This window comes from Pseudomonas sp. DL (genome assembly GCF_047199225.1).
GTDB lineage: Bacteria > Pseudomonadota > Gammaproteobacteria > Pseudomonadales > Pseudomonadaceae > Pseudomonas > Pseudomonas aeruginosa.
Genome location: NZ_CP178323.1, coordinates 5,084,986 through 5,111,294, shown reverse-complemented (window position 1 = coordinate 5,111,294; position 26,309 = coordinate 5,084,986). Strand labels below are relative to the sequence as shown.

The window sequence follows — 26,309 nt, the reverse complement described above, 5'->3', positions numbered from 1 at the left end:
GAGCATGAGCCTGATCGCCTCCGACCACTTCCGCATCGTTGTCGGCCTCGGCAAGAGCGGCATGTCCCTGGTGCGCTACCTGGCGCGCCGCGGCTTGCCTTTCGCCGTGGTCGATACCCGAGAGAACCCGCCGGAGCTGGCCACCCTGCGTGCCCAGTATCCGCAGGTGGAAGTGCGTTGCGGCGAACTCGACGCCGAGTTCCTCTGCTCCGCCCGCGAACTCTACGTCAGCCCCGGCTTGTCGCTGCGCACCCCCGCGCTGGTACAGGCCGCCGCGAAAGGCGTGCGCATCTCCGGTGACATCGATCTCTTCGCCCGCGAGGCGAAGGCCCCGATCGTCGCCATCACCGGTTCCAACGCGAAGAGCACCGTGACCACCCTGGTGGGCGAAATGGCGGTGGCCGCGGACAAGCGTGTCGCCGTCGGCGGCAACCTCGGCACCCCGGCGCTCGACCTGCTGGCCGACGACATCGAGCTGTACGTGTTGGAGCTGTCGAGCTTCCAGCTGGAAACCTGCGATCGCCTCAACGCCGAGGTGGCGACCGTGCTGAACGTCAGCGAAGACCATATGGATCGCTACGACGGCATGGCTGACTACCACCTGGCCAAGCACCGGATCTTCCGCGGTGCCCGCCAGGTCGTGGTGAATCGCGCCGATGCCCTGACCCGACCGCTGATCGCCGATACCGTGCCGTGCTGGTCGTTCGGCCTGAACAAGCCGGACTTCAAGGCTTTCGGCCTGATCGAGGAAGACGGCCAGAAGTGGCTGGCGTTCCAGTTCGACAAGCTGCTGCCGGTTGGCGAACTGAAGATCCGTGGCGCCCACAACTATTCCAACGCGCTCGCCGCGCTGGCGCTGGGCCATGCGGTCGGCCTGCCGTTCGACGCCATGCTCGGCGCGCTGAAGGCGTTTTCCGGCCTGGCTCATCGCTGCCAGTGGGTACGCGAGCGGCAGGGCGTGAGCTACTACGACGATTCCAAGGCCACCAACGTCGGCGCCGCCCTGGCGGCGATTGAGGGGCTGGGTGCCGACATCGACGGCAAGCTGGTGCTGCTCGCCGGCGGAGACGGCAAGGGCGCCGATTTCCATGACCTGCGCGAGCCGGTCGCGCGCTTCTGCCGGGCGGTGGTACTGCTTGGCCGTGACGCCGAGCTGATTGCCCAGGCACTGGGCAACGCGGTACCGCTGGTGCGCGTCGCAACGCTGGACGAAGCAGTCCGGCAGGCCGCCGAGCTGGCCCGCGAAGGCGATGCGGTGCTGTTGTCGCCGGCCTGCGCGAGCCTGGACATGTTCAAGAACTTCGAAGAACGCGGACGCCTGTTCGCCAAAGCCGTAGAGGAGCTAGCGTGATGCTGTCGGTGTTGCGCCCCTTCCCGTCGCCGCTGTTGAGCCGGCACGGCATCGACCTGGACTTCCCGCTGCTGGCGGGTTGCCTGGCGCTGCTCGGCCTCGGCCTGGTGATGGTGACTTCCGCCTCTTCCGAGGTGGCGGCGGCGCAGTCGGGCAACCCGCTGTACTTCTCCGTCCGTCACCTGATCTACCTGGTGATCGGCCTGATTTCCTGCGGCCTGACCATGATGGTCCCGATGGCCACCTGGCAGCGTTGGGGCTGGAAGCTGTTGCTGGTCGCCTTCGGCCTGCTGGTGCTGGTGATCACCCCCGGTATCGGCCGCGAGGTGAACGGCTCGATGCGCTGGATCGGCTTCGGCCTGTTCAACATCCAGCCTTCGGAGATCGCCAAGGTCTGCGTGGTGATCTTCATGGCCGGCTACCTGATCCGCCGCCAGCAGGAGGTCCGGGAAAGCTGGATGGGCTTCTTCAAGCCCTTCGTGGTGTTGCTGCCGATGGCCGGCCTGCTGCTGCGCGAGCCGGACTTCGGCGCCACCGTGGTAATGATGGGCGCTGCCGCGGCCATGCTGTTCCTCGGCGGGGTGGGGCTGTTCCGCTTCGGCCTGATGGTGCTGCTGGCGGTCGGCGCGGTGGTCCTGCTGATCCAGACCCAGCCCTACCGGATGGCACGCCTGACCAACTTCACCGACCCCTGGGCCGACCAGTTCGGCGCCGGCTATCAGTTGAGCCAGGCGCTGATCGCCTTCGGCCGCGGCGGCTGGTTGGGCATGGGACTGGGCAACAGCATCCAGAAGCAGTTCTACCTGCCGGAGGCGCACACCGATTTCGTCTTCGCCGTGCTTGCAGAGGAGCTGGGCATCGTCGGCGCCCTGGCGACCGTCGCCCTGTTCGTGTTCGTCAGCCTGCGCGCGCTGTACATCGGCATCTGGGCCGAGCAGGCCAAGCAGTTCTTCTCCGCCTACGTGGCCTACGGCCTGGCCTTCCTCTGGATCGGCCAGTTCCTGATCAACATCGGGGTGAACGTCGGCCTGCTGCCGACCAAGGGCCTGACCCTGCCGTTCCTCAGCTACGGCGGCAGTTCGCTGGTGATCTGCTGTGCCTGTCTGGGGATGTTGCTGCGCATCGAATGGGAACGGCGAACCCACCTGGGTAGCGAGGAATATGAGTTCAACGAAGAGGACTTTGCCGATGAAAGGTAATGTCCTGATCATGGCGGGTGGCACCGGCGGACACGTGTTCCCGGCGCTCGCCTGTGCGCGGGAGTTCCAGGCGCGCGGCTATGCCGTGCACTGGCTGGGGACGCCGCGCGGCATCGAGAATGACCTGGTACCCAAGGCCGGCCTGCCGTTGCACCTGATCCAGGTCAGCGGGCTGCGCGGCAAGGGCCTGAAGTCGCTGGTCAAGGCGCCGCTGGAACTGCTCAAGTCGCTGTTCCAGGCGCTGCGGCTGATCCGCCAGCTGAGGCCGGTCTGCGTGCTCGGCCTGGGTGGCTATGTCACCGGCCCGGGCGGCCTGGCTGCGCGCCTCAACGGCGTGCCGCTGGTGATCCACGAGCAGAACGCCGTGGCCGGCACCGCCAACCGCAGCCTGGCGCCGATCGCCAGGCGCGTCTGCGAGGCATTCCCGGATACCTTCCCGGCCAGTGGCAAGCGTCTGACCACCGGCAATCCGGTGCGCGGCGAGCTGTTCCTCGACGCGCACGCCCGCGCGCCGCTGACCGGCCGTCGGGTCAATCTGCTGGTGCTCGGCGGCAGCCTTGGCGCGGAACCGCTGAACAAGCTGTTGCCAGAGGCCCTGGCGCAGGTGCCGCTGGAAATCCGTCCGGCAATCCGCCATCAGGCCGGTCGTCAGCATGCCGAGATTACCGCCGAGCGTTATCGCACAGTGGCGGTCGAAGCGGACGTCGCGCCCTTCATCAGCGACATGGCCGCGGCCTATGCCTGGGCCGACCTGGTGATCTGTCGCGCCGGCGCGCTGACCGTCAGCGAGCTGACGGCGGCGGGATTGCCCGCCTTCCTGGTGCCGTTGCCTCACGCGATCGACGATCACCAGACCCGCAATGCCGAATTCCTGGTACGCAGCGGCGCCGGCCGCCTGCTGCCGCAAAAGTCTACCGGCGCGGCCGAACTGGCCGCGCAGCTGTCCGAGGTCCTGATGCATCCCGAAACCCTGCGCTCCATGGCAGACCAGGCACGCAGCCTGGCGAAACCCGAGGCTACCCGGACGGTGGTCGATGCCTGCCTGGAGGTGGCCCGTGGTTAAAGAACCGAATGGCGTCACCCGGACCATGCGCCGTATCCGCCGCATCCATTTCGTCGGCATCGGCGGCGCCGGTATGTGCGGGATCGCCGAAGTGCTGCTGAACCTCGGCTACGAGGTATCCGGCTCGGACCTCAAGGCCTCGGCGGTGACCGAGCGCCTGGAGAAGTTCGGCGCGCAGATCTTCATCGGCCACCAGGCGGAAAACGCCGACGGCGCCGACGTGCTGGTGGTGTCCAGTGCCATCAACCGGGCCAACCCGGAAGTGGCATCGGCCCTGGAACGGCGGATTCCGGTGGTGCCGCGTGCGGAGATGCTCGCCGAGCTGATGCGCTACCGGCACGGCATCGCGGTAGCCGGCACCCACGGCAAGACCACCACTACCAGCCTGATCGCCTCGGTGTTCGCCGCCGGCGGCCTGGACCCGACCTTCGTCATCGGCGGCCGGCTGAACGCCGCCGGGACCAACGCCCAGCTCGGCGCCAGCCGCTACCTGGTGGCCGAGGCCGACGAGAGCGACGCCAGCTTCCTGCACCTGCAACCGATGGTCGCGGTGGTCACCAATATCGACGCCGACCACATGGCGACCTACGGCGGCGACTTCAACAAGCTGAAGAAGACCTTCGTCGAGTTCCTCCACAACCTGCCGTTCTACGGACTGGCGGTGATGTGCGTGGATGATCCGGTTGTGCGTGAGATCCTCCCGCAGATCGCCCGCCCGACCGTGACCTACGGCCTCAGCGAAGACGCCGACGTGCGCGCGATCAACATCCGCCAGGAAGGCATGCGCACCTGGTTCACCGTGTTGCGCCCGGAGCGCGAGCCGCTGGACGTCTCGGTGAACATGCCCGGCCTGCACAACGTGCTGAATTCCCTGGCGACCATCGTCATCGCTACCGACGAGGGCATCTCCGACGAAGCCATCGTCCAGGGGCTGTCCGGCTTCCAGGGCGTAGGCCGGCGCTTCCAGGTCTACGGCGAGCTGCAGGTCGAGGGTGGCAGCGTGATGCTGGTGGACGATTACGGCCACCATCCGCGCGAAGTCGCCGCGGTGATCAAGGCGATCCGTGGCGGTTGGCCGGAGCGTCGCCTGGTGATGGTCTACCAGCCGCATCGCTATACCCGTACCCGCGACCTGTACGAAGACTTCGTGCAGGTGCTGGGCGAAGCCAACGTGCTGCTGTTGATGGAGGTCTATCCGGCCGGCGAAGAGCCGATCCCGGGAGCCGACAGCCGCCAGCTGTGCCACAGCATCCGCCAGCGCGGCCAGCTTGACCCGATCTACTTCGAGCGCGACGCCGACCTGGCGCCGCTGGTCAAGCCGCTGCTGCGCGCTGGCGACATCCTGCTTTGCCAGGGCGCTGGCGATGTCGGCGGCCTGGCCCCGCAACTGATCAAGAACCCGCTGTTCGCCGGCAAGGGAGGGAAGGGCGCATGAACCTTTGCCTCGATAGCCTGCTGAACGGCACCCAGGATCCCAAGGCGTTCGGCCGTGTCGCCGTGCTGTTCGGCGGCAAGAGCGCCGAGCGCGAGGTGTCGCTGAAGTCCGGCGCGATGGTCCTGCAATCCCTGCTGGCCGCCGGGGTCGATGCCTTCGGCATCGATGTCGGCGAAGACCTGCTGCAACGCCTGGTCGAGGAGAAGATCGACCGTGCCTTCATCATTCTCCACGGTCGTGGCGGCGAGGATGGCAGCATGCAGGGCCTGCTCGAGTGCGCGGGCATTCCCTACACCGGCAGCGGCGTGCTGGCCTCGGCGCTGGCGATGGACAAGCTGCGGACCAAGCGGGTCTGGCTCAGCCTCGGCCTGCCGACCCCGGACTACGCGGTGCTTGCCAGCGAGGATGACTGCCGCGAAGCGGCGCAGCGACTGGGTTTCCCGCTGATCGTCAAGCCGGCTCACGAAGGCTCGAGCATCGGCATGGCCAAGGTCGGCGGGCTCGACGAATTGATCGCGGCGTGGCGCGAAGCGGCCCGCTACGACTCGCAGGTGCTGGTCGAGCAGTGGATCAGCGGCCCGGAATTCACCGTGGCGACCTTGCGCGGGCAGGTGCTGCCGGTGATCCGCCTGGGCACGCCGCACACCTTCTACGACTACGACGCCAAGTACCTGGCCAGCGATACCCGCTACCAGGTGCCCTGCGGTCTCGACGAGGCCAAGGAACGCGAGCTGAAGGAACTTACCGCGCGCGCCTGCGACGCCCTGGGCATCCAGGGCTGGGGGCGGGCGGACGTGATGCAGGACGCCGAAGGGCGTTTCTGGCTGCTTGAAGTCAACACCGCACCGGGCATGACCGACCACAGCCTGGTGCCTATGGCCGCGCGGGCCGCCGGCCTGGATTTCCAGCAACTGGTGCTGGCGATCCTGGCCGATAGCCGCGAGGCGAGGGGATAAGCCATGAATGGCGTACTGCTCCGTCATCAGCAACCCGGTGGACTCGGCCGCGCTCCGCGCAAGCCGATGCCGCGCGGCGCCAGCCGTCTGGTGGCCAAGGAACCGCTGAGCGTGCGCCTGCCGAAAGCCGACTTCAGTTTCCTCAAGTACCTGGCCTGGCCGCTGTTGCTGGCCGTTCTCGGCTATGGCGCCTATCGCGGCGCCGAGTACATCCTGCCGTACGCCGACCGGCCGATCGCCAAGGTCAGTGTCGAGGGCGACCTCAGCTACATCAGCCAGCGCGCGGTGCAGCAGCGGATCTCCCCGTACCTGGCGGCGAGCTTCTTCACCATCGACCTGGCGGGCATGCGCGGGCAACTGGAACAGATGCCCTGGATCGCCCACGCCGAGGTGCGCCGGGTGTGGCCGGACCAGGTGGTGATCCGCCTGGACGAGCAACTGCCGATCGCCCGGTGGGGCGACGAAGCGCTGCTGAACAACCAGGGACAGGCTTTTACGCCAAAGGAACTGGCGAATTATGAACATCTGCCCCGCTTGCATGGTCCACAGCGGGCGCAACAGCAGGTGATGCAGCAATACCAGTTGCTCAGCCAGTTGCTGCGTCCCCTCGGGTTCTCCATCGCCCGCCTGGAAATGAGCGATCGCGGCGGTTGGGCGCTGACCACGGCCCAGGGCGTCGAGATCCAGATCGGGCGCGACCACGTGGTAGACAAGATTCGCCGCTTCGTAAGCATCTACGACAAGGCACTCAAAGATCAGATTTCGAACATTGCGCGGATCGACCTGCGTTACCCCAACGGCCTCGCCGTTGCGTGGCGCGAGCCGGTCACGCCCGCGACGGTGGCCACGGCCAGCGCCGTGCAGTGAGTTGAGGAGACAGTAATAACCATGGCAAGCGTGCAGAGCGGCAAGATGATCGTCGGCCTCGACATCGGTACCTCCAAGGTGGTGGCGCTGGTGGGCGAGGTGACGGCCGATGGCCAGCTGGAGGTCGTTGGCATCGGTACTCATCCGTCCCGCGGCCTGAAGAAGGGCGTGGTGGTGAACATCGAGTCCACCGTGCAGTCGATCCAGCGCGCCATCGACGAGGCCCAGCAGATGGCCGGTTGCCGTATCCACTCGGCGTTCGTCGGCATCGCCGGCAACCACATCCGCAGCCTCAATTCCCACGGCATCGTGGCGATCCGCGATCGCGAGGTGAACCCGGCGGATATCGAACGGGTACTGGATGCCGCCCAGGCGGTGGCGATCCCGGCGGACCAGCGGGTGCTGCATACCCTGGCCCAGGATTACGTGATCGATAACCAGGAAGGCGTGCGCGAGCCGCTGGGCATGTCCGGGGTGCGCCTGGAAGCCAAGGTGCACGTGGTGACCTGCGCGGTGAATGCTTCGCAGAACATCGAGAAGTGCGTGCGCCGCTGCGGCCTCGAGGTCGACGACATCATCCTCGAGCAGTTGGCCTCGGCCTATTCGGTGCTGACCGAGGACGAGAAGGAACTGGGCGTGTGCCTGGTGGATATCGGCGGCGGCACCACCGATATCGCGATCTTCACCGAAGGCGCGATCCGCCATACCGCGGTGATCCCGATCGCCGGCGACCAGGTCACCAATGACATCGCCATGGCCCTGCGTACGCCGACCCAGTACGCGGAAGAGATCAAGATCCGCTACGCCTGCGCCCTGGCCAAGCTGGCCGGTGCCGGCGAGACCATCAAGGTGCCCAGCGTCGGCGACCGGCCGCCGCGCGAACTGTCGCGCCAGGCCCTGGCCGAAGTGGTCGAGCCTCGTTACGACGAGCTGTTCACCCTGGTCCAGGCCGAGCTGCGCCGCAGCGGCTACGAGGACCTGATCCCGGCCGGGATCGTCCTCACCGGCGGCACCTCGAAGATGGAAGGCGCGGTCGAGCTGGCCGAGGAAATCTTCCACATGCCGGTACGCCTCGGCGTGCCGTATAGCGTGAAGGGCCTCACCGACGTGGTGCGCAACCCGATCTATTCGACGGGCGTCGGCCTGCTGATGTACGGACTGCAGAAGCAGTCCGATGGCATGTCGATGTCTGTGTCAGGCAGCAGCTACAGCAGCGACGAACCCAAGGCACCTGTCCTGGAGCGGCTCAAACGCTGGGTCCAGGGCAATTTCTGATTCAACGCGGTAACAGTAGGCGACAAAACTAGAAAGGAAGGAGAGGGGAAATGTTTGAACTGGTCGATAACATCGCACAAACCGCCGTCATAAAAGTGATCGGTGTAGGTGGTGGTGGCGGCAACGCCGTCAATCACATGGCCAAGAACAACGTCGAGGGCGTCGAGTTCATCTGCGCCAACACCGACGCACAAGCGCTGAAGAACATCGCGGCGCGCACCGTTCTGCAACTCGGCCCGGGCGTCACCAAGGGGCTGGGTGCCGGCGCCAATCCGGAAGTCGGTCGTCAGGCGGCTCTGGAAGATCGCGAGCGCATTTCCGAAGTGCTGGAAGGCGCCGACATGGTCTTCATCACCACCGGCATGGGTGGCGGCACCGGTACCGGCGCCGCGCCGATCATCGCCGAAGTGGCGAAGGAAATGGGCATCCTCACCGTCGCGGTGGTGACCCGCCCGTTCCCGTTCGAAGGTCGCAAGCGCATGCAGATCGCCGACGAGGGCATCCGCGCGCTGGCCGAGAGCGTCGATTCGCTGATCACCATCCCGAACGAGAAGCTGCTGACCATCCTCGGCAAGGATGCCAGCCTGCTGGCCGCCTTCGCCAAGGCCGATGACGTGCTGGCCGGTGCCGTGCGCGGTATCTCCGACATCATCAAGCGTCCGGGCATGATCAACGTCGACTTCGCCGACGTGAAGACCGTCATGAGCGAAATGGGCATGGCGATGATGGGTACCGGCTGCGCCAGCGGTCCGAACCGTGCCCGCGAGGCCACCGAGGCGGCAATCCGCAACCCGCTGCTGGAAGACGTCAACCTGCAGGGCGCGCGCGGCATCCTGGTGAACATCACCGCGGGTCCGGACCTGTCCCTGGGCGAGTACTCCGATGTCGGCAACATCATCGAACAGTTCGCTTCCGAGCACGCCACTGTGAAGGTGGGCACCGTGATCGACGCGGACATGCGCGATGAGCTGCACGTCACCGTAGTCGCCACCGGCCTGGGCGCGCGCCTGGAGAAACCGGTGAAGGTCGTCGACAACACCGTGCAGGGCAGTGCAGCCCAGGCAGCCGCTCCGGCCCAGCGCGAGCAGCAGTCGGTGAACTACCGCGACCTCGACCGTCCTACCGTGATGCGCAACCAGTCTCACGGCAGCGCGGCGACCGCGGCCAAGCTGAACCCGCAGGATGACCTGGATTACCTGGATATCCCGGCGTTCCTGCGTCGTCAGGCCGATTGAAGTAATTAATCAGGAGTAGAGATGTGATTGGTGTTCAGCAAAGGCCGGTTCTGCTATCATCGCCGGCCATTGTTGAAAACAGTTCGCAGTCAGCGCTTAAGCGGCCAAAGCCATGATCAAACAACGCACCTTGAAGAACATCATCCGGGCTACTGGCGTCGGTCTGCACTCGGGGGAAAAGGTTTACCTGACCCTGAAACCGGCGCCAGTGGACACCGGTATCGTGTTCTGCCGCACCGACCTGGATCCGGTCGTGGAAATCCCGGCCCGGGCCGAGAACGTCGGCGAAACCACCATGTCGACCACCCTGGTCAAGGGTGACGTCAAAGTGGATACGGTGGAGCACCTGCTCTCGGCCATGGCCGGCCTGGGTATCGACAACGCCTACGTCGAGCTGTCCGCTTCGGAAGTGCCGATCATGGATGGCAGCGCTGGTCCGTTCGTATTCCTGATCCAGTCCGCCGGATTGCAAGAGCAGGAAGCTGCCAAGAAGTTCATCCGCATCAAGCGCGAAGTCAGCGTGGAAGAGGGCGACAAGCGCGCCGTCTTCGTTCCGTTCGACGGCTTCAAGGTCAGCTTCGAGATCGATTTCGATCATCCGGTCTTCCGTGGTCGCACCCAGCAGGCCTCGGTCGATTTCTCCAGTACTTCCTTCGTCAAGGAGGTCAGCCGCGCCCGTACCTTCGGGTTCATGCGCGACATCGAGTACCTGCGTTCGCAGAACCTGGCACTCGGCGGTAGCGTGGAGAACGCGATCGTGGTCGACGAGAACCGCGTGCTCAACGAAGACGGCCTGCGTTACGAGGACGAGTTCGTCAAGCACAAGATCCTGGATGCCATCGGCGACCTGTATCTGCTCGGCAACAGTCTTATCGGCGAGTTCCGTGGCTTCAAGTCCGGCCATGCCCTGAACAACCAACTGCTGCGTACGTTGATCGCAGACAAGGATGCTTGGGAAGTGGTGACCTTCGAAGACGCGCGTACCGCGCCTATTTCCTATATGCGCCCGGCGGCGGCAGTGTAGGAAAACTCTCCTTTCCATATTTGGAGGCCACCTCAGGGTGGCCTCTTTTTATTTCGGGATTTATTCTTGCCGGCTTTTCTCGGCGCGGCTTGCCAACCGCTCGAGCGCTTCCCGCAGGCGTGGATTGCCGACGATCTCGGCGGATTCGCGAAGGTTTTCCGCCGCGACGGCAGACAGGGTCAAGCTGCGACGTGCCGCACGTTGTGTGGACGTGGTGGGTTGCACCTTGAAAAGGATTTTCGCTAAGTTCGCGAATTCTTCGAAAGCCTGCAGCTGCCGCTGCAGGCGCCGCTGCTGATAGCGCAGGCGTGTGGCCCAGTGGCCATCGGTGACGATCAGCAGCAGGCAACCGCCGCGCCACGAAGCCACATGGCAGTACGGGCGCGCCGCCGGTTGCAACTGGCTTTCCAGCAGTTGCTGCAGGCGGCAGATGCGCTGGGCTTCGGCGAACAGCATCTGCAGCGGCCTGGCCTGGCGCAGCAACTGGGTCGATGCCTGGGCGGGCAAGGGACGAAAAGACATGGCGGGAAGCCTGGGGGTTACTGAGTCGGAATGGTAGCAGAAAGCGTTTCGCTACTGCCGGCCCGTATGAAGGATAAGTCATGCACATCATTTTTCTGAGCCGGCACCATGGGGCCGCTCGCTCCGTCCATCTGCAGCCGCGGTTGCTGATGCTGGCCGGGGCCTGCGTGGTCGGTGCCAGCCTGTTGGCCGGGGGCTTCATGGGCGCCTGGCTGTTCCGCGCGCCGGCTCCGGTGGCCGGCATCGAAGTCGATGCCGCGCTGCAGGCGCAGAGCGCCGAGATCAGCAGCGCCCGCGAGGACGCGCAGCGGCAGATGGACGCACTGAGCGTGCATCTCGGCGAACTGCAGGCGCGCCTGGTTCGGCTGGATGCCCTCGGCGAACGTCTCACCGAGCTGGCCGACGTCGACCCCGACGAGTTCGACTTCTCCCTGAGCGTCGGCCAGGGTGGCGTCGACGAACCGCTGGAGGGCAGCGCCTATGCCCCGCCGTCGTTCATGGCGACGCTAGACGAACTGGCGGCACGCCTGGATACCCGCGAGCAGCAGCTCGAGGTGCTGGAGCAACTGCTCGCCGACAAGCACATCAGCCAGTCGACCTACCTGGCCGGCCAGCCGGTGCGCCAGGGCTACATCTCCTCGCCGTTCGGGCGCCGGGTCAATCCGGTGAGCGGCCGCCTGAGCATGCACAAGGGCATCGACTTCGCCGCGCCGGCCGGCAGCGACGTGGTGGCCGTGGCGGCGGGGGTGGTGACCTGGTCCGGGCGCAAGAACGGCTATGGCAACGTGGTCGAGGTCGGGCACGCCGATGGCTACACCACGTTGTATGCCCATAACCAGAAGAACCTGGTCGAGGTCGGTGACCTGGTCAAGCGCGGCCAGGTGCTGGCCAAGGTCGGCAGCACCGGACGCTCCACCGGCTACCACGTACATTTCGAAGTGATGAAGGATGGCCGGGTAATGAATCCGCAAAGCTTCATCGCACGCGCGTCTGTTTCCGAGTGAGCGACGCGCATTGATCTGCTGTACTTTTCTCATACCCGTTTCCGGGTAGAATGTTCCCTTTCATGCCGTTGATCGGCACGGGCCGCCGGATGGGTGAGCCTTCCATTCCCCACGTGTGGATGACCAAGTCGATATGTTTGCGCCTTTGTTGAAGAAACTCTTTGGAAGCAAGAACGAGCGTGATGTAAAGCGCATGGCCAAGGCTGTACAGGCCATCAATGCGCTCGAGCCCCAGATGGTGGCGCTCTCCGACGAGCAGTTGAAGGCGAAAACGGCTGAATTCCAGCAGCGCTACGCCAAGGGCGAAACGCTCGACCAATTGCTGCCCGAAGCCTTCGCCGTGGTTCGCGAGGCTGGCAAGCGGGTGATGGGCATGCGCCACTTCGACGTCCAGCTGATCGGTGGCATGACCCTGCACGACGGCAAGATCGCCGAAATGCGTACCGGCGAGGGCAAGACCCTGGTGGGCACCCTGCCGGTCTACCTCAACGCGCTGTCCGGCAAGGGCGTGCACGTGGTCACGGTGAACGACTACCTGGCGCGCCGCGACGCCAACTGGATGCGCCCGCTGTACGAGTTCCTCGGCCTCAGCGTCGGCGTGGTCACTCCCTTCCAGCCGCCGGAAGACAAGCGCGCCGCCTACGCCGCCGACATCACCTACGGCACCAACAACGAATTCGGCTTCGATTACCTGCGCGACAACATGGCCTTCAGCCTGGACGACAAGTTCCAGCGCGAGCTGAACTTCGCCGTGGTCGACGAAGTGGACTCGATCCTCATCGACGAGGCGCGTACCCCGCTGATCATCTCCGGCCAGGCCGAAGACAGCTCCGAGCTGTACATCAAGATCAACAAGCTGATCCCGCGTCTCAAGCGCCAGGTCGAAGAGGTCGAGGGCAAGCCGACCGAGGAAGGCCACTACAGCATCGACGAGAAGACCCGCCAGGTCGAACTCAACGAGCAGGGCCACCAGTTCATCGAGGACCTGCTGAGCCAGAACGGCCTGCTCGGCGAAGGCGAGAGCCTCTACTCGGCGCACAACCTGAGCCTGCTGACCCACGTTTACGCAGCGCTGCGCGCGCACACCCTGTTCCACCGCAACGTCGAGTACATCGTCCAGGGCGACCAGATCCTCCTGATCGACGAGCACACCGGCCGCACCATGCCTGGCCGTCGCCTGTCCGAGGGCTTGCACCAGGCCATCGAGGCGAAGGAAGGCCTGCCGATCCAGGCCGAGAGCCAGACCCTGGCCTCCACCACCTTCCAGAACTATTTCCGCCTGTACAACAAGCTGGCCGGCATGACCGGCACCGCCGATACCGAGGCCTTCGAGTTCCGCCAGATCTACGGTCTCGACGTGGTGGTGATCCCGACCCACCGGCCGATCGCGCGCAAGGACTTCAACGACCTGGTCTACCTGACCCAGGAAGAGAAGTACGCGGCGATCATCACCGACATCAAGCAGTGCCAGGCCCTCGGCCGGCCGATCCTGGTCGGCACCGCGTCGATCGAGAGTTCCGAGTACGTTTCCAAGCTGTTGCAAGAGGCAGGCATCGAGCACAAGGTGCTCAACGCCAAGTACCACGAGAAGGAAGCCGAGATCATCGCCCAGGCTGGCGCGCCCGGTTCGGTGACCATCGCCACCAACATGGCCGGCCGCGGTACCGACATCCTCCTCGGCGGCAACTGGGAAGTCGAAGTCGCGGCCCTGGAGAACCCCACCGAGGAGCAGATCGCCCAGATCAAGGCCGAATGGCAGAAGCGCCACCAGCAGGTGATCGAGGCGGGCGGCCTGCACGTGATCGCCTCCGAGCGCCACGAATCCCGCCGGATCGACAACCAGTTGCGCGGCCGTGCCGGTCGTCAGGGCGACCCGGGTTCCAGCCGCTTCTACCTGTCGCTGGAAGACAACCTGATGCGGATCTTCGCCTCCGACCGGGTGAAGAACTTCATGAAGGCGCTGGGCATGCAGTCCGGCGAGGCGATCGAGCACCGCATGGTGACCAACGCCATCGAGAAGGCCCAGCGCAAGGTCGAAGGGCGCAACTTCGACATCCGCAAGCAACTGCTGGAATTCGATGACGTAGCCAACGAGCAGCGCAAGGTGATCTACCACATGCGCAATACCCTGCTGTCGGCAGAGGACGTGGGCGAGACCATCAAGGAATTCCGCGAGGAAACCCTCAGCGCCACCATCAACCAGCACATTCCGCCGCAGTCGCTGCCCGAGCAGTGGGACATCGAAGGCCTGGAGGCTGCGCTGTACAGCGACTTCGCCGTGCGCCTGCCGATCCAGCAGTGGCTGGACGAAGACGACAAGCTGTACGAGGAAACCCTGCGTAGCAAGATCCTCGAGCAGATCGTCGCCGCCTACTACGAGAAGGAAGAGCTGGCCGGCGCCGAAGCCCTGCGCGCCTTCGAGAAGCAGATGCTGCTGCGGGTACTGGACGACCTGTGGAAGGACCACCTGTCGACCATGGACCACCTGCGGCACGGCATCCACCTGCGTGGCTACGCGCAGAAGAATCCGAAGCAGGAATACAAGCGCGAGTCCTTCACCCTGTTCCAGGAGCTGCTGGACTCGATCAAGCGCGACACCATCCGCGTGCTGTCCCACGTCCAGGTCCGTCGCGAAGACCCGGCCGAAGAGGAGGCCCGCCTGCGTCGCGAGGCGGAGGAACTGGCCAAGCGCATGCAGTTCCAGCACGCCGAGGCTCCCTCGATGGAGCAGGCCGTGGCCGGCGAGGAAGAAGAGCTTCCCGAGGGCCCGGCTCCGGTCGTGCCGCTCGAGCCTGTGCGCAACGAGCAGAAGATCGGCCGCAACGAGCCTTGCCCGTGCGGTTCCGGCAAGAAATACAAGCACTGCCACGGGCAGCTGGACTAAGCTTCCCGCCTGGTTCACCAACGCCGCGACCGGTCCTGCCGCTCGCGGCGTTTGTTCGAATTGGCGCCAGCCCGGCGCCGATGCGTTTTCCGTCACGCCGTCGCGGACGGCATCGAGTCCACTGTTTGGTAAAGGAGCGCGTTCCCATGGCTGTCGGTCTTGGCCCCCTGTCCACCCTGCACCCGGTCCCCGGTTTCGAACTCGGCATCGCTTCCGCCGGCATCAAGCGACCGGGGCGCAAAGACGTGGTGGTCATGCGCTGCGCCGAAGGCTCCAGCGTGGCCGGGGTGTTCACCCTGAACGCGTTCTGTGCCGCGCCGGTGACCCTGGCCAAACAGCGTTTCCTCGGTGAGGTGCGCTACCTGCTGACCAATACCGGCAACGCCAACGCCGGTACCGGCGAGGCCGGCCTCGCCGCCGCTGCGCAAACCTGCGCCAAGCTCGCCGAACTGGCCGGGGTCGCCGAGACTTCGGTGCTGCCATATTCCACCGGGGTGATCGGCGAGCCCCTGCCGGTGGCCAAGATCGAGGCGGCGTTGCCTGCGGCCCTGGCCGACCTGGCCGAGGACCGCTGGGCCGAAGCTGCCGCGGGGATCATGACCACCGATACCCTGCCCAAGGGCGCCAGCCGCCAGTTCGTGCACGATGGCGTGACCGTGACCGTCACCGGGATCAGCAAGGGCGCCGGGATGATCAAGCCGAACATGGCGACCATGCTCGGTTATATCGCCACCGACGCCAAGGTCGCCCAGGGCGTGCTGCAGGATCTGTTGCGCGACGCCGCCAACAAGTCCTTCAACCGCATCACCATCGACGGCGATACCTCCACCAACGACTGCTGCATGCTGATCGCCACCGGTCGCGCGGCGCTGCCGGAAGTCACCCAGGCCAGCGGCGCGCTGTTCGCCGCGTTGAAGCAAGCGGTACTGGAGGTTTCCATGGAGCTGGCCCAGGCCATCGTTCGCGACGGCGAGGGCGCGACCAAGTTCGTCACTGTTCAGGTCAACGGCGGCGCCACCCACCAGGAGTGCCTGGATGTCGGCTATGCCGTGGCCCACTCGCCGCTGATCAAGACCGCGCTGTTCGCCTCCGACCCGAACTGGGGACGCATTCTCGCCGCGGTCGGACGTGCCGGCGTGGCCAATCTGGACGTGAGCAAGATCGACGTGTTCCTTGGCGACGTCTGTATCGCCAGCCGTGGCGGCCGGGCGGCCAGTTACACCGAGGAACAGGGCGCGGCGGTGATGGCCCAGGCCGAGATCGGCATCCGCATCGAACTGGGACGCGGCACCTGCAGCGAGACCATCTGGACCACCGACCTGTCCCACGAATACGTGAAGATCAACGCAGAGTACCGCACCTGAAGCCAGGCATTCCGATCCTTCATTGATGGATGAAAATCGGGAATTTGCCATCGGTCCGTGCGCCTCTTAAGTTCTCTGGTGCATGGCCGTCCGCGTCGGGCGGCCGAAGAGGAGAGGCGCATGGCCCTGACCATCGTGATTGGCAATCGCAATGACTCGTCCTGGTCGCTGCGGGGCTGGCTGGCCCTGCGCATGAGCGGGGCGGCGTTCGACGAGATCCTCGTCCCGCTGGGGCGGCCCGATACCCGGGAGCGGATCCTGCAATATTCGCCGACCGGCAAGGTGCCCTTGCTGAAAAGCGAGGATGGCGACATCTGGGATTCCCTGGCCATCGCCGAGTACCTCGCCGAGCGCTTCCCCGAGGCCCACCTGTGGCCGCGCGGCGAGGCGGCGCGGGCGCTGGCCCGTTCGGTTTGCGCGGAAATGCACAGCGGTTTCGCCGCGTTGCGCGGCGAGCTGCCGATGGACCTGCGGCGCCAGCAGCCATTGGTGGAATTGTCCGAGGCGACACGACAGGATATTCAACGTATCTGCGAAGCCTGGGCGGATTGCCGGCGGCGCTTCGGCCAGGACGGTCCGTTCCTGTTCGGCCACGCCAGCCTGGCGGATGCGTTCTACGCACCGGTGGCGGCGCGTTTCCGCAGTTATGCGGTGGAGTTGCCGGATATCGCCCGGACCTATGTCGAGACGATTTATCAGTGGCCTGCGTTCCGCGCCTGGTACGACGCGGCATTGCGCGAGCAGGCCGGTAGTTGATGGCCGTCCGCCGCTTGCGGTGCGTGACGGCAGTAGTGAGGAGATGATCCGTGAAACGAGTACATGTCGCCGCGGCCGTGATTCGTGGCTCCGATGGCCGGGTGCTGATCGCCCGGCGGCCGGAAGACAAGCACCAGGGCGGCCTGTGGGAGTTTCCCGGGGGCAAGGTGGAGGACGGCGAGCCGGTGCGCGCGGCGTTGGCCCGTGAGCTGGAAGAGGAACTGGGCATCCGTGTCGAGCGGGCCCGGCCGCTGATCCAGGTCCGGCACGACTATGCCGACAAGCACGTCTTGCTCGATGTCTGGGAGGTCGACGGGTTTTCCGGCGAAGCCCACGGCGCCGAGGGCCAACCGCTGGCCTGGGTGGAGCCGCGCGAGCTGGCCGACTACGAGTTCCCCGCCGCCAACGCGCCGATCGTCCAGGCCGCGCGCCTGCCGGCGCACTACCTGATCACCCCGGACGGATTGGAGCCGGGCGAGCTGATCAGCGGCGTACGCAAGGCGGTGGAGGCGGGCATCCGCCTGATCCAGTTGCGCGCGCCGAACATGTTCAGTCCCGAATACCGCGATCTCGCCATCGATATCCAGGGACTCTGCGCCGGCAAGGCGCAACTGATGCTGAAAGGCCCGCTGGAGTGGCTGGGCGACTTCCCGGCTGCCGGTTGGCACCTGACCTCCGCTCAACTGCGCAAATACGCCAGCGCCGGTCGGCCGTTCCCCGAAGGGCGCCTGCTGGCCGCCTCCTGCCACGACGCGGAGGAACTGGCCCTGGCTGCCTCGATGGGAGTGGAGTTCGTCACCCTTTCGCCGGTACAGCCGACCGAGAGCCATCCCGGCGAGCCGGCGCTGGGTTGGGACAAGGCCGCCGAACTGATCGCCGGCTTCAACCAGCCGGTCTACCTGCTGGGTGGCCTCGGTCCGCAGCAAGCCGAGCAGGCTTGGGAGCATGGAGCCCAGGGCGTGGCGGGTATCCGTGCGTTCTGGCCGGGCGGCCTTTGACGGTGGAATGAAGAAAAAAGGAGGCTTCGGCCTCCTTTTTTTCGTCTCGATGCCGAGCCCTCGCTCGCCGTCAGTCCGGTTTTGCCGCCGCCTCCCAGAGAATCTCCGCCACGCCCTGGCGCCGGGCGATGGCGCGGGCGGCGACGAACAGCAGGTCGGAGAGCCGGTTCAGGTAGCACAGGCCGACGCCCTCCAGCGTTTCCTCCTGGTCCAGCGCCTGGCAGCGCCGTTCGGCACTGCGCGCCAGGCTGCGGCAGACATGGGCCTGGGCGACCAGGCGGGAACCGCCGGGGAGGATGAAATTCTTCAGCGGGCCCAGCTCGTCGTTCCAGCGGTCGATGCAGCTTTCCAGGCGTGCCACTTCCGTCTCGTCCAGGGCCCGATACTCCGGCATCGCCAGCTCCCCGCCGAGGTCGAACAGGCGGTGTTGCACCGGCGCCAGCGCCTGGACGATCTCCTCCAGGCCGGGATGTGCGCCACGCGCTTCCAGCAACTCGGCAAGGAGCAGGCCCAACTGGCTGTTCAATTCGTCCACCGCGCCGATCGCCTTGATGCGTGGATGGCTCTTGGGCACCCGGCGTCCGCCGGCCAGGCCGGTCTCGCCGCGGTCGCCGGTACGGGTGTAGATCTTCGACAATCGATTGCCCATGGATTCAACCTTCCTCTTCGTCGCCCCGCCGCAGGCTGCTACCGGGTTGCGGCAGAGCGGGCGGCAGGGCCTTGGCTTGTGCCGGGGCGACCGCTTCGGAGCTTTCCAGCGGCAGGCGGATGCTGAAGCAGGTGCCGCGGCCCAGTTCCGAGCGTACTTCCATCTGGCCCTTGTGATTGTTGGTGATGATGAAATACGAGACGGACAGGCCGAGACCGGTGCCCTGGCCGACTTCCTTGGTGGTGAAGAACGGCTCGAAGATACGCTTGCGCACCAGTTCGGGCATGCCGCTGCCGTTGTCTTCCACCTGGACTTCCGCCCAGGGCGGCGTCAGGCGCGTGCGCAGGACGATCCGGCCCTGTTCGCCTTCCTCTTCGTCGTCGCGCTGGTGGATGGCCTGGGCGGCGTTCTTCAGCAGGTTGAGCAGGACCTGCTCGACCTCGTTGGCGATCACCGGCACCGGGCCGAGGTTGGGGTCGAACTCGTGGACGATCTGCAACGACTTGAAGTCGAAGCCTTCGGCCAGGTCGAAGTCGTTACCGGCGATTTCCACCGCCTGTTCGAGCAGTGCGGGCAGTTCGCAAGCGGTCATCTGCCGGTGGCTGCGGCGGCTGAAGGCGAGCATGTGGGTGACGATCTTCGCTGCCCGCGAGCCGGCGTGCTGGATGCCTTCCAGCAGGCGCGGGATGTCGCGGCCGTCGAGGTAGTGATTGATGTCTTCCAGCGGCACTCCGACCTCGGCCGCCAGCTCGACGTTCTTCGCCAGCTCCGGGGACAGGCGCCGCTTGATGTTCTGCACGTTGTGCAGGATCGCGCCGAGCGGGTTGTTGATCTCGTGGGCCATGCCGGCGGCGAGGCTGCCGACCGAGAGCATCTTCTCCGATTGCACCATCACTTCTTCCAGGCTCAGCCGCTGGGTGATGTCGTCGATGCGGATCACCGCGCCGCGGCCGGTGCCGCCCATCAGCGGGTAGAAGGTCAGGGCGTAGTGGCGTGGCGTGTCGATCAGCGCCCAGGTGACCCGTTCGACACGCTCCACGCTGTGCTTCTCGGCAGCCCGGGTGAGCTGCGGAAGGAACGGCTTGAGCGAGGGAAAGGCGAGGAACACCGGCTGGTTGACCGCATCGTCCAGGCTGGTGCCGGAAAGCTGGCTGGCCTCCTGGTTCCACTGCGTGACGTAGAGTTGCTCGTCCACCGCGATCAGCGCCGAAGGCATGGAGTCGATGATGCTGTTGAGGTAGTGCTGGAAACCGGTGAGCTTCTTCTCGATCTTGCTGCGCACCTGCACTTCCAGTTCCAGCTTGCGGTTCGAGCGGCGGGTTTCCTCGGCCAGGCTCTGGGCCTGCTCGACCGCTTCCTGGGCATCGTCGCGGGCGCGCTTGAGCTGCTGCTCGCGGGCCTCGATGCGGGTCAGCATGGTGTTGAACGCGTCGGCCAGGCGGCCGATCTCGTCGCCGTTGCCGCGCTGGGCGCGGAGGGCGTAGTTCTCCTCGCGGGTGACCTGCCGCGACAGTTCCTCGAGATCGCGGATCGGCCGGGTGATCAGGCGGCGTATCTGCTGCGCCACCAGCAGCCAGAGCAGCACGCTGACGCCGAGGATCGCCAGGCTGGCGGTGAGGGTTCCGGTGTAGAACGCGCTCGGCAGTTCACCGCTGGCCACCAGCAGCAGGTAGCCGGGGCGGGCGTTTTCCTGGGGCAGTTCGATCAGCGCGTTGAGGCGGTACTCGCCGCGCCTCCAGTGCTCCAGGCGGTCCAGGCGGGCCGGCAGCTTGAGGGTGTCGCCGCGTTGCAGGTCGGCCAGCATCAGCCCATTGCTGTCGTACAGGGCCGCGGCGCGCAACGGCTGGTAATCGTTGAGCTGGCGCAGCAGGACCTCGGCGGTCTGCGGCGAACTGAGTGCCGGCTGGCTGAGCGCCGGGTTGGCGATCAGCCGGCCGATGGTCTGCATCGCCTGGGGGGCGACGCTCTCCTGGGAAATCCAGTAGGCGGCGCTGATGAACGCCAGGTTGGCCACCAGCAGCACGGTAGCCAGCAGGATCAGCAGGGCGGCGAGCAGTTTCTGCCCTACGGGCAGGTTGTCGAGGCGCTGGCGCAGGTTCATGGGCTCTGGCGGTCCGCGGCGAAAAGGAATGGCGGGCAGGGTAACGCGCTTTAGCGGTCGGGCAAACCGCGCTGGCGCAGATGGGCCTGGAGGCGGGCGAGCAAGGTTCCCAGGCGCGGCAGCGGTAGTCCCAGGCGCTGCCCGTGCTGGCAGGCGTAGCCGAGCAGGTAGCCGATTTCCGTGCGCCGGCCGCGGGTGACGTCCTGATGCATCGAGGAATAGTTGGCCGCGGTGGCGTCGATCACCGCCCGGACATCCTCCAGCAGGCTCCTGGCGGCGGCGTCGTAGCCGCTGGCGTGGAGCAACTGGCCGAGTTCGTCGCAAAGCGCGGCGATCTCTTCCGGGTGCTGCCGCAGGCCGCCGTTGCGGCAATCGTGGAGGACGGTCAGCGGGTTGATCGCGCAGTTCAGGGCCAGCTTGCGCCACAGCCGTTCGAGGATGTCGTCGCTCCAGCTGTGCGGGATCCCGGCCTGGGACAGCTGCGCCAGCCAGGCGGGGGCGCTTGTGTCGCGCGGATCGCCGAGCCAGGTGTGCCCGCGGCCGGCGAAGACCACGCGGAAATCGCCATCGCGGAACGCGCCTTCGGTGCTGGAGGCGAACAGGCAGCGGCTGCGCGGCAGGCGGGCGGCGACCGCCTGCTGGCTGCCCAGGCCGTTCTGCAGCAACAGCAGTTCGGCGTTGCCGGCCAGGCGATGGGCCACGCTGGAGGCGGCTTCCTCCGCGTCGTAGGCCTTGCAGGCCAGCAGCAGGCGCTGGATGGGTTGCCCGCCGTCCGGGGTTTCCGCGGCGATCGGGTAGAGGCTGGCCTGGCCGTCTTCCACCAGGCTCAGTCCGCCGGCCTGTTGGTAGCGGCGCAGGCGCTGGCGGTCGCGCAGGATCAGGCGGACGGGCAGGCCGGCGCGCCCGAGGCGCGCGGCCCATAGGCTGCCGAGGCTACCGGCGCCGAGGATATGCCAGGTCATGGTGGCTACTGCGAATGGCTGACGATAGAGCGAAGTCTAGCGCAGTGCCGGTAGCCGGCAGGTTGCGATCCTGCCGCTGGCATAGGCATCGGGCAACAGGGCCTCGGTGCGCTGCAGCAGTTCGTCGATGCCCAGCGGCAATGCCCCGCTGTCGAGGCCGAGCATGGCGATGCCGGCTTTCAGGCTGATGAAGCCTTCGCTGGTCTTGAAGGCCTTCAGGTTGAGCCCGTCGTGCAGCCGCTTGAAGCTGCTCGACGAGCATTCGTGCAGGTCCTCCACCAGGGTGATCAGGGCGAAATGCTGCTCGTCCAGGCGCACCAGCACGTCCAGCGGCCGGACCAGCTGTTGCAGGCGCCTGGCCACGCCGAGCAGCAGCTCGCGATGGAAGGCCTCGCCGTGCCGCTGGCGCAGGACCGGTGCCTCGGGCATGCCGACCAGCAGGTAGCACAGCGCTCCACCGCGGGTTTCCACCTGGCGCAGGCTGTCGGCCAGCTTCTGTCGCAGGTAGCGGGGATTGCCGAGGCCGGTGAGGGTATCCACCAGGTTGCGTTCTTCCATCCGCGCGATGTTTTCGGTGAGCAGGCGGTTTTCCACCAGCAACCGTTGCAGGGTGTTGCACAGGCGGTCGGCTGCGTAGATGCGCGGCACCAGTTGCTCGTTCATCGCGGCCTTGCTGACGAAGTCGTCGACGCCGCGGTCGAAGGCCTCGCCGAGGACGTTCTCGCCTTCCTTGCCGGTGAGCAGGACGATGTAGGTGTAGTGGTTGATGCTTTCGTCCAGTTGGCGGACCCGGGCGGTCAGTTCCAGGCCGTCCATCTCCGGCATCAGCCAGTCGGCCAGGAGCACGCTGACCGGGCGTTGTTCGAGCTGCTGCAGGGCCTCGCTGGCGCTGCTGGCGAAGCGGATGTCCTGGTAGCCGGCCTGGCTGAGGGCGCGGCCGATCATGGCGCTGGAAAACTTGGCGTCGTCGACGACCAGGATGCTGAGATCGGGGTTGGGCATGAACGGACTCGAGAAGAGGATGGGCGCCGGTACGCTGCCGGCAAGGGCCCGGTTCGTCGCGGGAGGCCGGGTCCCGGCCGCGGTCGCGCGCGCCATCGGGAAGAAATCGTCGGTCTCCGCCACACCGGCGGGCATTCGCTCGCTAGGGCTCGGTTATAATGGGCGGGCATTTTTTACCGTCAAGCCAGGCGCGGTTCCGTCTGTGAACCCTGTCGCGCCGTCCATCTGGAGAGATGACATGCCTTCGTTCGACGTGGTGTCCGAACTGGACAAACACGAGTTGACCAACGCCGTGGACAACGCCATCAAGGAACTGGATCGCCGTTTCGACCTGAAAGGCAAATGCAGTTTCGAAGCCAAGGACAAGTCGGTGACCCTCACCGCCGAAGCCGATTTCATGCTCGAGCAGATGCTCGACATCCTGCGTTCCAACCTGGTCAAGCGCAAGGTCGACAGCCAGTGCATGGAGATCAAGGATGCCTACCCGTCGGGCAAGGTGGTCAAGCAGGACGTCAACTTCCGCGAGGGCATCGACAAGGACCTGGCGAAGAAGATCGTTGGTCTGATCAAGGAGCGCAAGCTCAAGGTCCAGGCCGCCATCCAGGGCGAGCAGGTGCGCGTCACCGGCAAGAAGCGTGACGATCTGCAGGAGGCCATCGCCCTGCTGCGCGGCGAATCCCTCGGCATGCCGTTGCAGTTCACCAACTTCCGCGATTGACGAGGTTTTTCGGAACCTCTCGCCATCCCGGGCATCGCAATAGGGAGTAGCGCCGCCGCGACCTCTCCCGCGTTGTCCGCCCCTGTCGGCGCAGCGTCGGTTCGTCCGCGCTGCGCCGATTCGTATCCAGGCCCGGAAACGTCGCCCCACGGCGTCCGGGCAGGAATCTGCAAGCCCGTCCCGTTTCCGTTGCGGAAGGGAGGGGTGTTTTTTCGAGAAATGGAGGTAATGCATGGAATTGAACTACGACCGACTGGTGCAGCAGACCGAGTCCTGGCTGCCGATCGTGCTGGAGTACAGCGGCAAGGTCGCCCTGGCGCTGCTGACCCTGGCGATCGGCTGGTGGCTGATCAACACCCTGACCGGCCGGGTCGGCGGCCTGCTCGCCAGGCGCAGCGTCGACCGCACCCTGCAAGGCTTCGTCGGCAGCCTGGTGAGCATCGTCCTGAAGATCCTGCTGGTGGTCAGCGTGGCTTCCATGATCGGCATCCAGACCACCAGCTTCGTCGCCGCCATCGGCGCCGCCGGCCTGGCCATCGGCCTGGCCCTGCAGGGCAGCCTGGCTAACTTCGCCGGCGGCGTGCTGATCCTGCTGTTCCGCCCGTTCAAGGTCGGCGACTGGATCGAGGCACAGGGCGTGGCCGGCACCGTGGATTCGATCCTGATCTTCCACACCGTGCTGCGTAGCGGCGACAACAAGCGGATCATCGTGCCCAACGGGGCGCTGTCCAACGGAACGGTGACCAACTACTCCGCCGAGCCGCTGCGCAAGGTGATCTTCGACGTCGGCATCGACTACGACGCCGATCTGAAGAATGCGCAGAACATTCTCCTGGCCATGGCCGACGATCCGCGGGTTCTGAAGGACCCGGCACCGGTGGCGGTGGTTTCCAATCTCGGCGAAAGCGCGATTACCCTGTCCCTGCGGGTCTGGGTGAAGAACGCCGACTACTGGGACGTGATGTTCATGTTCAACGAAAAGGCCCGCGACGCGCTGGGCAAGGAAGGTATCGGCATTCCCTTCCCGCAGCGGGTGGTCAAGGTTGTGCAGGGCGCGATGGCCGACTGAAGTCCGTGCGATCCACGAAAAAGGCCGGCGAATGCCGGCCTTTTTCATTCTCGCCTCAGTGCTGCTCGGCGTTCTGGTGTCCCGGCGCCGGCGTCTCGCTGGACGGCGCGCGGCGCAGCCACAACCAGCCGATCAGCAGCAGGGTGGGAATGCCCATCACCGCGGTGACGTAGAAGAAGTGCTCGTAGCCGAGGCTCTCGACCATGGTTCCGGAGTAGCCGCCGATGAAGCGCGGCAGCAGGAGCATGGTCGAGCTGAGCATGGCGTACTGGGTGGCGGAGAACTTCAGGTTGGTCAGGCTCGACAGGTAGGCGACGAAGGCCGAGGCGGCGAGGCCGCCGCTGAAGTTGTCGAGGGTGATGGTCATCACCAGCATCAGCACGTGCGGCTCGAGCGCCATCACCAGGCTGATCACGTCATGGCTGGGCAGGGCCTCGGCGTGCAGCGGGCCGAGCTGGGCGAGCATGGCGAACAGCAGGTTGGTGGCAGCCGAAGCGGCACCGCCGATGAACAGGATGGAGAGAATGCTGAAGCGGGCGATCAGCACCCCGCCGGCGGCGGCGCCGATCAGGGTCATGAGTACGCCGAAGACCTTGCTGACACTGGCGATGACTTCCTTGGAGAAGCCCATGTCGATGTAGAAGACCCCGGCCATCACCCCCATCACCGTGTCCGACAGGCGATAGGTGGAGATCAGGCCGAGCAGCAGCAGGGCCTGCCAGCGATAGCGCTGGACGAACTCGGTGATCGGCGTCAGCACGGGGGCCATCAGCAGGCGTCCGGGTGCCGACAGGCAGGACGCGGCGATCAGCAGGAACAGCGTGCCGCGCGGCCAGGCGCCGGAGTAGTAGGCGCGGCACATGGCGGTGACGGTGACGAGGAGGATGATCAGCACCATCACCGAGACCGCCTGGTGGACGAAATCGAACAGCGGCACTTCCTTGCCGCGCGCCGCCACCAGCAGCGGCCTGCGCACGGTGGCGAGCAGTTCGCGGACCGGGCGGATCTGCTGGCGTCCCCACGGCGACAGGCAGATCCCCATGAGCAGCGCGTAGAGGCCGGCGCGCGGCCAGGCGCGGTCGAGGAGGGCGGTGATCATCGCCGGCAGCGAGATCAGCAGGATCAACAGCAGGAGCACCGAGAGCAGTTGGTGGTTGAAGTCGAAACGCGACGGGTTGACGTGGATCGGCACGTCCACCGCCGGCTCGCGGATCAGCAGGCTGGTGACCAGCCCAGGCAGGATCAGCAGGGCGAACAACGCATAGGTCAGGCCCCAGGCCGACTGGCTGTAGTTGAGGCTGGTGGAGCCGAACCATTCGGCGAGAATCAGCGCGCCGGCGCTGGCCAGCAGGATCGCCGCGCGGTAGCCGGTCATGTAGCAGGCAGCGAGGGCGGCCTGGCGGCTATCCTCGGCGATTTCCAGGCGGTAGGCGTCGATCGCGATGTCCTGGGTGGCGGAGGCGAACGCCACCAGCAGGGCCAGGCCGATCAGCCAGGGCAGGTGGCTCTGCGGATTGCACAGGGCCATGCCGAGCAGTCCCAGGGCGATCAGCACCTGCGAGAACACCAGCCAGGAACGGCGCCGGCCGAGACGGCCGACGAAGGGCAGGCGCCACTGGTCGAGCATCGGCGACCAGACCCACTTGAAGGCGTACACCAGCCCCAGCCAACTGGCGAAACCGATGGTATCCCGCGCCACGCCGGCTTCGCGCAGCCACACCGACAGGGTGTTGAACACCAGCATGGTCGGCAGGCCGGCGGCGAAGCCGAGCAGCAGGAGGGCCAGGCTGGCGGGAGACTTGTAGGCGACCAGGGCCTCTCGCCAGGATTGCTGAGTCATGGGGTAACCGTTCCGCAAAAAATAACGCGCACTCT

Annotated in this window: 22 protein-coding genes; 16 read left to right on the top strand and 6 right to left on the bottom strand. The window is 66.0% G+C overall.

Going from position 1 to position 26,309, the window contains the following annotated elements:
• The first annotated feature begins 4 nt into the window (after positions 1-4).
• From murD to lpxC, 9 genes are all read left to right on the top strand, one after another.
• Entirely contained in the window at positions 5-1,351 is a 1,347-nt protein-coding gene (gene murD / locus ACI766_RS23875; protein WP_003161468.1) for a UDP-N-acetylmuramoyl-L-alanine--D-glutamate ligase, read from the top strand.
• Positions 1,351-2,550, top strand: coding sequence for a putative lipid II flippase FtsW (ftsW, locus tag ACI766_RS23870; protein ID WP_003094125.1), 1,200 nt, complete (start codon positions 1,351-1,353; stop codon positions 2,548-2,550). The genes murD and ftsW overlap by 1 nt, the downstream gene beginning before the upstream one ends.
• Positions 2,540-3,613, top strand: a complete 1,074-nt coding sequence (gene murG, locus ACI766_RS23865) for an undecaprenyldiphospho-muramoylpentapeptide beta-N-acetylglucosaminyltransferase (protein ID WP_023089616.1) — start codon at positions 2,540-2,542, stop codon at positions 3,611-3,613. Before ftsW ends, murG begins: the two co-directional genes overlap by 11 nt.
• Positions 3,606-5,048, top strand: coding sequence for a UDP-N-acetylmuramate--L-alanine ligase (gene murC / locus ACI766_RS23860; RefSeq protein ID WP_003094121.1), 1,443 nt, complete (start codon positions 3,606-3,608; stop codon positions 5,046-5,048). Before murG ends, murC begins: the two co-directional genes overlap by 8 nt.
• On the top strand, positions 5,045-6,004 hold the full coding sequence (locus tag ACI766_RS23855) for a D-alanine--D-alanine ligase (RefSeq protein ID WP_023128434.1): 960 nt from the start codon (positions 5,045-5,047) through the stop codon (positions 6,002-6,004). The genes murC and ACI766_RS23855 overlap by 4 nt, the downstream gene beginning before the upstream one ends.
• A 3-nt stretch (positions 6,005-6,007) precedes the next feature.
• Positions 6,008-6,871, top strand: coding sequence for a cell division protein FtsQ/DivIB (locus ACI766_RS23850; RefSeq protein WP_003094118.1), 864 nt, complete (start codon positions 6,008-6,010; stop codon positions 6,869-6,871).
• A gap of 21 nt (positions 6,872-6,892) precedes the next feature.
• On the top strand, positions 6,893-8,146 hold the full coding sequence (gene ftsA, locus ACI766_RS23845; protein WP_003094115.1) for a cell division protein FtsA: 1,254 nt from the start codon (positions 6,893-6,895) through the stop codon (positions 8,144-8,146).
• A 50-nt stretch (positions 8,147-8,196) separates the two neighbouring features.
• Positions 8,197-9,381 carry a cell division protein FtsZ gene (ftsZ, locus tag ACI766_RS23840; RefSeq protein ID WP_003094113.1) on the top strand — a complete coding sequence of 395 codons (1,185 nt, stop codon included), beginning with the start codon at positions 8,197-8,199 and terminating at the stop codon, positions 9,379-9,381.
• 112 nt (positions 9,382-9,493) lie between these two features.
• The gene (gene lpxC / locus ACI766_RS23835; RefSeq protein WP_003094111.1) at positions 9,494-10,405 is read left to right on the top strand and encodes a UDP-3-O-acyl-N-acetylglucosamine deacetylase; all 912 of its coding nucleotides are present in this window, start codon (positions 9,494-9,496) and stop codon (positions 10,403-10,405) included.
• A 60-nt stretch (positions 10,406-10,465) separates the two neighbouring features.
• Here lpxC and ACI766_RS23830 read toward each other — a convergent pair whose 3' ends face one another.
• A complete protein-coding gene (locus ACI766_RS23830; protein ID WP_003120896.1) occupies positions 10,466-10,861 on the bottom strand; it encodes a DciA family protein in 396 nt (131 codons plus the stop codon).
• Positions 10,862-11,007: 146 nt separating this feature from the next.
• On the opposite strand from ACI766_RS23830, the gene ACI766_RS23825 reads away from it, so the two are divergent.
• The 5 genes from ACI766_RS23825 to ACI766_RS23805 all read left to right on the top strand — a co-directional run bounded on the left by ACI766_RS23825 (position 11,008) and on the right by ACI766_RS23805 (position 17,933).
• A complete protein-coding gene (locus tag ACI766_RS23825) occupies positions 11,008-11,931 on the top strand; it encodes a M23 family metallopeptidase (protein WP_003094103.1) in 924 nt (307 codons plus the stop codon).
• A 133-nt stretch (positions 11,932-12,064) separates the two neighbouring features.
• Positions 12,065-14,815 carry a preprotein translocase subunit SecA gene (secA, locus tag ACI766_RS23820; protein ID WP_003112752.1) on the top strand — a complete coding sequence of 917 codons (2,751 nt, stop codon included), beginning with the start codon at positions 12,065-12,067 and terminating at the stop codon, positions 14,813-14,815.
• Between the two features lie 146 nt (positions 14,816-14,961).
• Positions 14,962-16,179 (top strand): bifunctional glutamate N-acetyltransferase/amino-acid acetyltransferase ArgJ, encoded by a 1,218-nt coding sequence (gene argJ, locus ACI766_RS23815; RefSeq protein WP_003110156.1) that lies wholly within the window; start codon positions 14,962-14,964, stop codon positions 16,177-16,179.
• A 120-nt stretch (positions 16,180-16,299) separates the two neighbouring features.
• Positions 16,300-16,935 (top strand): glutathione S-transferase family protein, encoded by a 636-nt coding sequence (locus ACI766_RS23810; RefSeq protein WP_003116203.1) that lies wholly within the window; start codon positions 16,300-16,302, stop codon positions 16,933-16,935.
• 50 nt (positions 16,936-16,985) lie between these two features.
• Positions 16,986-17,933 carry a Nudix family hydrolase gene (locus tag ACI766_RS23805; RefSeq protein WP_003112754.1) on the top strand — a complete coding sequence of 316 codons (948 nt, stop codon included), beginning with the start codon at positions 16,986-16,988 and terminating at the stop codon, positions 17,931-17,933.
• Positions 17,934-18,003: 70 nt separating this feature from the next.
• On the opposite strand, the gene ACI766_RS23800 is transcribed toward ACI766_RS23805, so the two are convergent.
• Genes ACI766_RS23800 through ACI766_RS23785 form a run of 4 tightly spaced genes read right to left on the bottom strand, consistent with a single transcriptional unit; the run spans position 18,004 to position 22,782 of the window.
• Positions 18,004-18,582 (bottom strand): cob(I)yrinic acid a,c-diamide adenosyltransferase, encoded by a 579-nt coding sequence (locus tag ACI766_RS23800; protein ID WP_015648092.1) that lies wholly within the window; start codon positions 18,580-18,582, stop codon positions 18,004-18,006.
• A 4-nt stretch (positions 18,583-18,586) separates the two neighbouring features.
• Entirely contained in the window at positions 18,587-20,683 is a 2,097-nt protein-coding gene (locus ACI766_RS23795; RefSeq protein WP_003106517.1) for a sensor histidine kinase, read from the bottom strand.
• A 50-nt stretch (positions 20,684-20,733) separates the two neighbouring features.
• The gene (locus ACI766_RS23790) at positions 20,734-21,645 is read right to left on the bottom strand and encodes a putative 2-dehydropantoate 2-reductase (protein WP_003110160.1); all 912 of its coding nucleotides are present in this window, start codon (positions 21,643-21,645) and stop codon (positions 20,734-20,736) included.
• A 36-nt stretch (positions 21,646-21,681) separates the two neighbouring features.
• Positions 21,682-22,782, bottom strand: a complete 1,101-nt coding sequence (locus tag ACI766_RS23785) for a response regulator (RefSeq protein WP_003106524.1) — start codon at positions 22,780-22,782, stop codon at positions 21,682-21,684.
• 103 nt (positions 22,783-22,885) lie between these two features.
• Here ACI766_RS23785 and ACI766_RS23780 point away from each other — a divergent pair, with 103 nt between their 5' ends.
• Positions 22,886-23,365, top strand: coding sequence for a YajQ family cyclic di-GMP-binding protein (locus ACI766_RS23780; RefSeq protein WP_003106526.1), 480 nt, complete (start codon positions 22,886-22,888; stop codon positions 23,363-23,365).
• A 232-nt stretch (positions 23,366-23,597) separates the two neighbouring features.
• Complete coding sequence (locus tag ACI766_RS23775) at positions 23,598-24,434, top strand: mechanosensitive ion channel family protein (RefSeq protein ID WP_003094078.1); 837 nt, start codon at positions 23,598-23,600, stop codon at positions 24,432-24,434.
• A gap of 55 nt (positions 24,435-24,489) precedes the next feature.
• Here ACI766_RS23775 and ampG read toward each other — a convergent pair whose 3' ends face one another.
• Positions 24,490-26,274: an MFS transporter AmpG gene (ampG, locus tag ACI766_RS23770; RefSeq protein ID WP_003094076.1), complete on the bottom strand. Its 1,785-nt coding sequence runs from the start codon at positions 26,272-26,274 to the stop codon at positions 24,490-24,492.
• Positions 26,275-26,309 lie beyond the last annotated feature (35 nt).

What these genes read in the sequence shown, in the direction of transcription:
- murD (WP_003161468.1), top strand. Translation starts at nt 5, where the DNA reads ATGAGCCTGATCGCCTCCGACCACTTCCGCATCGTTGTCGGCCTCGGC.
- ftsW (WP_003094125.1), top strand. Translation starts at nt 1,351, where the DNA reads ATGCTGTCGGTGTTGCGCCCCTTCCCGTCGCCGCTGTTGAGCCGGCAC.
- murG (WP_023089616.1), top strand. Translation starts at nt 2,540, where the DNA reads ATGAAAGGTAATGTCCTGATCATGGCGGGTGGCACCGGCGGACACGTG.
- ACI766_RS23855 (WP_023128434.1), top strand. Translation starts at nt 5,045, where the DNA reads ATGAACCTTTGCCTCGATAGCCTGCTGAACGGCACCCAGGATCCCAAG.
- ACI766_RS23850 (WP_003094118.1), top strand. Translation starts at nt 6,008, where the DNA reads ATGAATGGCGTACTGCTCCGTCATCAGCAACCCGGTGGACTCGGCCGC.
- ftsA (WP_003094115.1), top strand. Translation starts at nt 6,893, where the DNA reads ATGGCAAGCGTGCAGAGCGGCAAGATGATCGTCGGCCTCGACATCGGT.
- ftsZ (WP_003094113.1), top strand. Translation starts at nt 8,197, where the DNA reads ATGTTTGAACTGGTCGATAACATCGCACAAACCGCCGTCATAAAAGTG.
- lpxC (WP_003094111.1), top strand. Translation starts at nt 9,494, where the DNA reads ATGATCAAACAACGCACCTTGAAGAACATCATCCGGGCTACTGGCGTC.
- ACI766_RS23830 (WP_003120896.1), bottom strand. Translation starts at nt 10,861, where the DNA reads ATGCTGTTCGCCGAAGCCCAGCGCATCTGCCGCCTGCAGCAACTGCTG.
- ACI766_RS23825 (WP_003094103.1), top strand. Translation starts at nt 11,008, where the DNA reads ATGCACATCATTTTTCTGAGCCGGCACCATGGGGCCGCTCGCTCCGTC.
- secA (WP_003112752.1), top strand. Translation starts at nt 12,065, where the DNA reads ATGTTTGCGCCTTTGTTGAAGAAACTCTTTGGAAGCAAGAACGAGCGT.
- argJ (WP_003110156.1), top strand. Translation starts at nt 14,962, where the DNA reads ATGGCTGTCGGTCTTGGCCCCCTGTCCACCCTGCACCCGGTCCCCGGT.
- ACI766_RS23810 (WP_003116203.1), top strand. Translation starts at nt 16,300, where the DNA reads ATGGCCCTGACCATCGTGATTGGCAATCGCAATGACTCGTCCTGGTCG.
- ACI766_RS23800 (WP_015648092.1), bottom strand. Translation starts at nt 18,582, where the DNA reads ATGGGCAATCGATTGTCGAAGATCTACACCCGTACCGGCGACCGCGGC.
- ACI766_RS23795 (WP_003106517.1), bottom strand. Translation starts at nt 20,683, where the DNA reads ATGAACCTGCGCCAGCGCCTCGACAACCTGCCCGTAGGGCAGAAACTG.
- ACI766_RS23790 (WP_003110160.1), bottom strand. Translation starts at nt 21,645, where the DNA reads ATGACCTGGCATATCCTCGGCGCCGGTAGCCTCGGCAGCCTATGGGCC.
- ACI766_RS23785 (WP_003106524.1), bottom strand. Translation starts at nt 22,782, where the DNA reads ATGCCCGCCGGTGTGGCGGAGACCGACGATTTCTTCCCGATGGCGCGC.
- ACI766_RS23780 (WP_003106526.1), top strand. Translation starts at nt 22,886, where the DNA reads ATGCCTTCGTTCGACGTGGTGTCCGAACTGGACAAACACGAGTTGACC.
- ACI766_RS23775 (WP_003094078.1), top strand. Translation starts at nt 23,598, where the DNA reads ATGGAATTGAACTACGACCGACTGGTGCAGCAGACCGAGTCCTGGCTG.
- ampG (WP_003094076.1), bottom strand. Translation starts at nt 26,274, where the DNA reads ATGACTCAGCAATCCTGGCGAGAGGCCCTGGTCGCCTACAAGTCTCCC.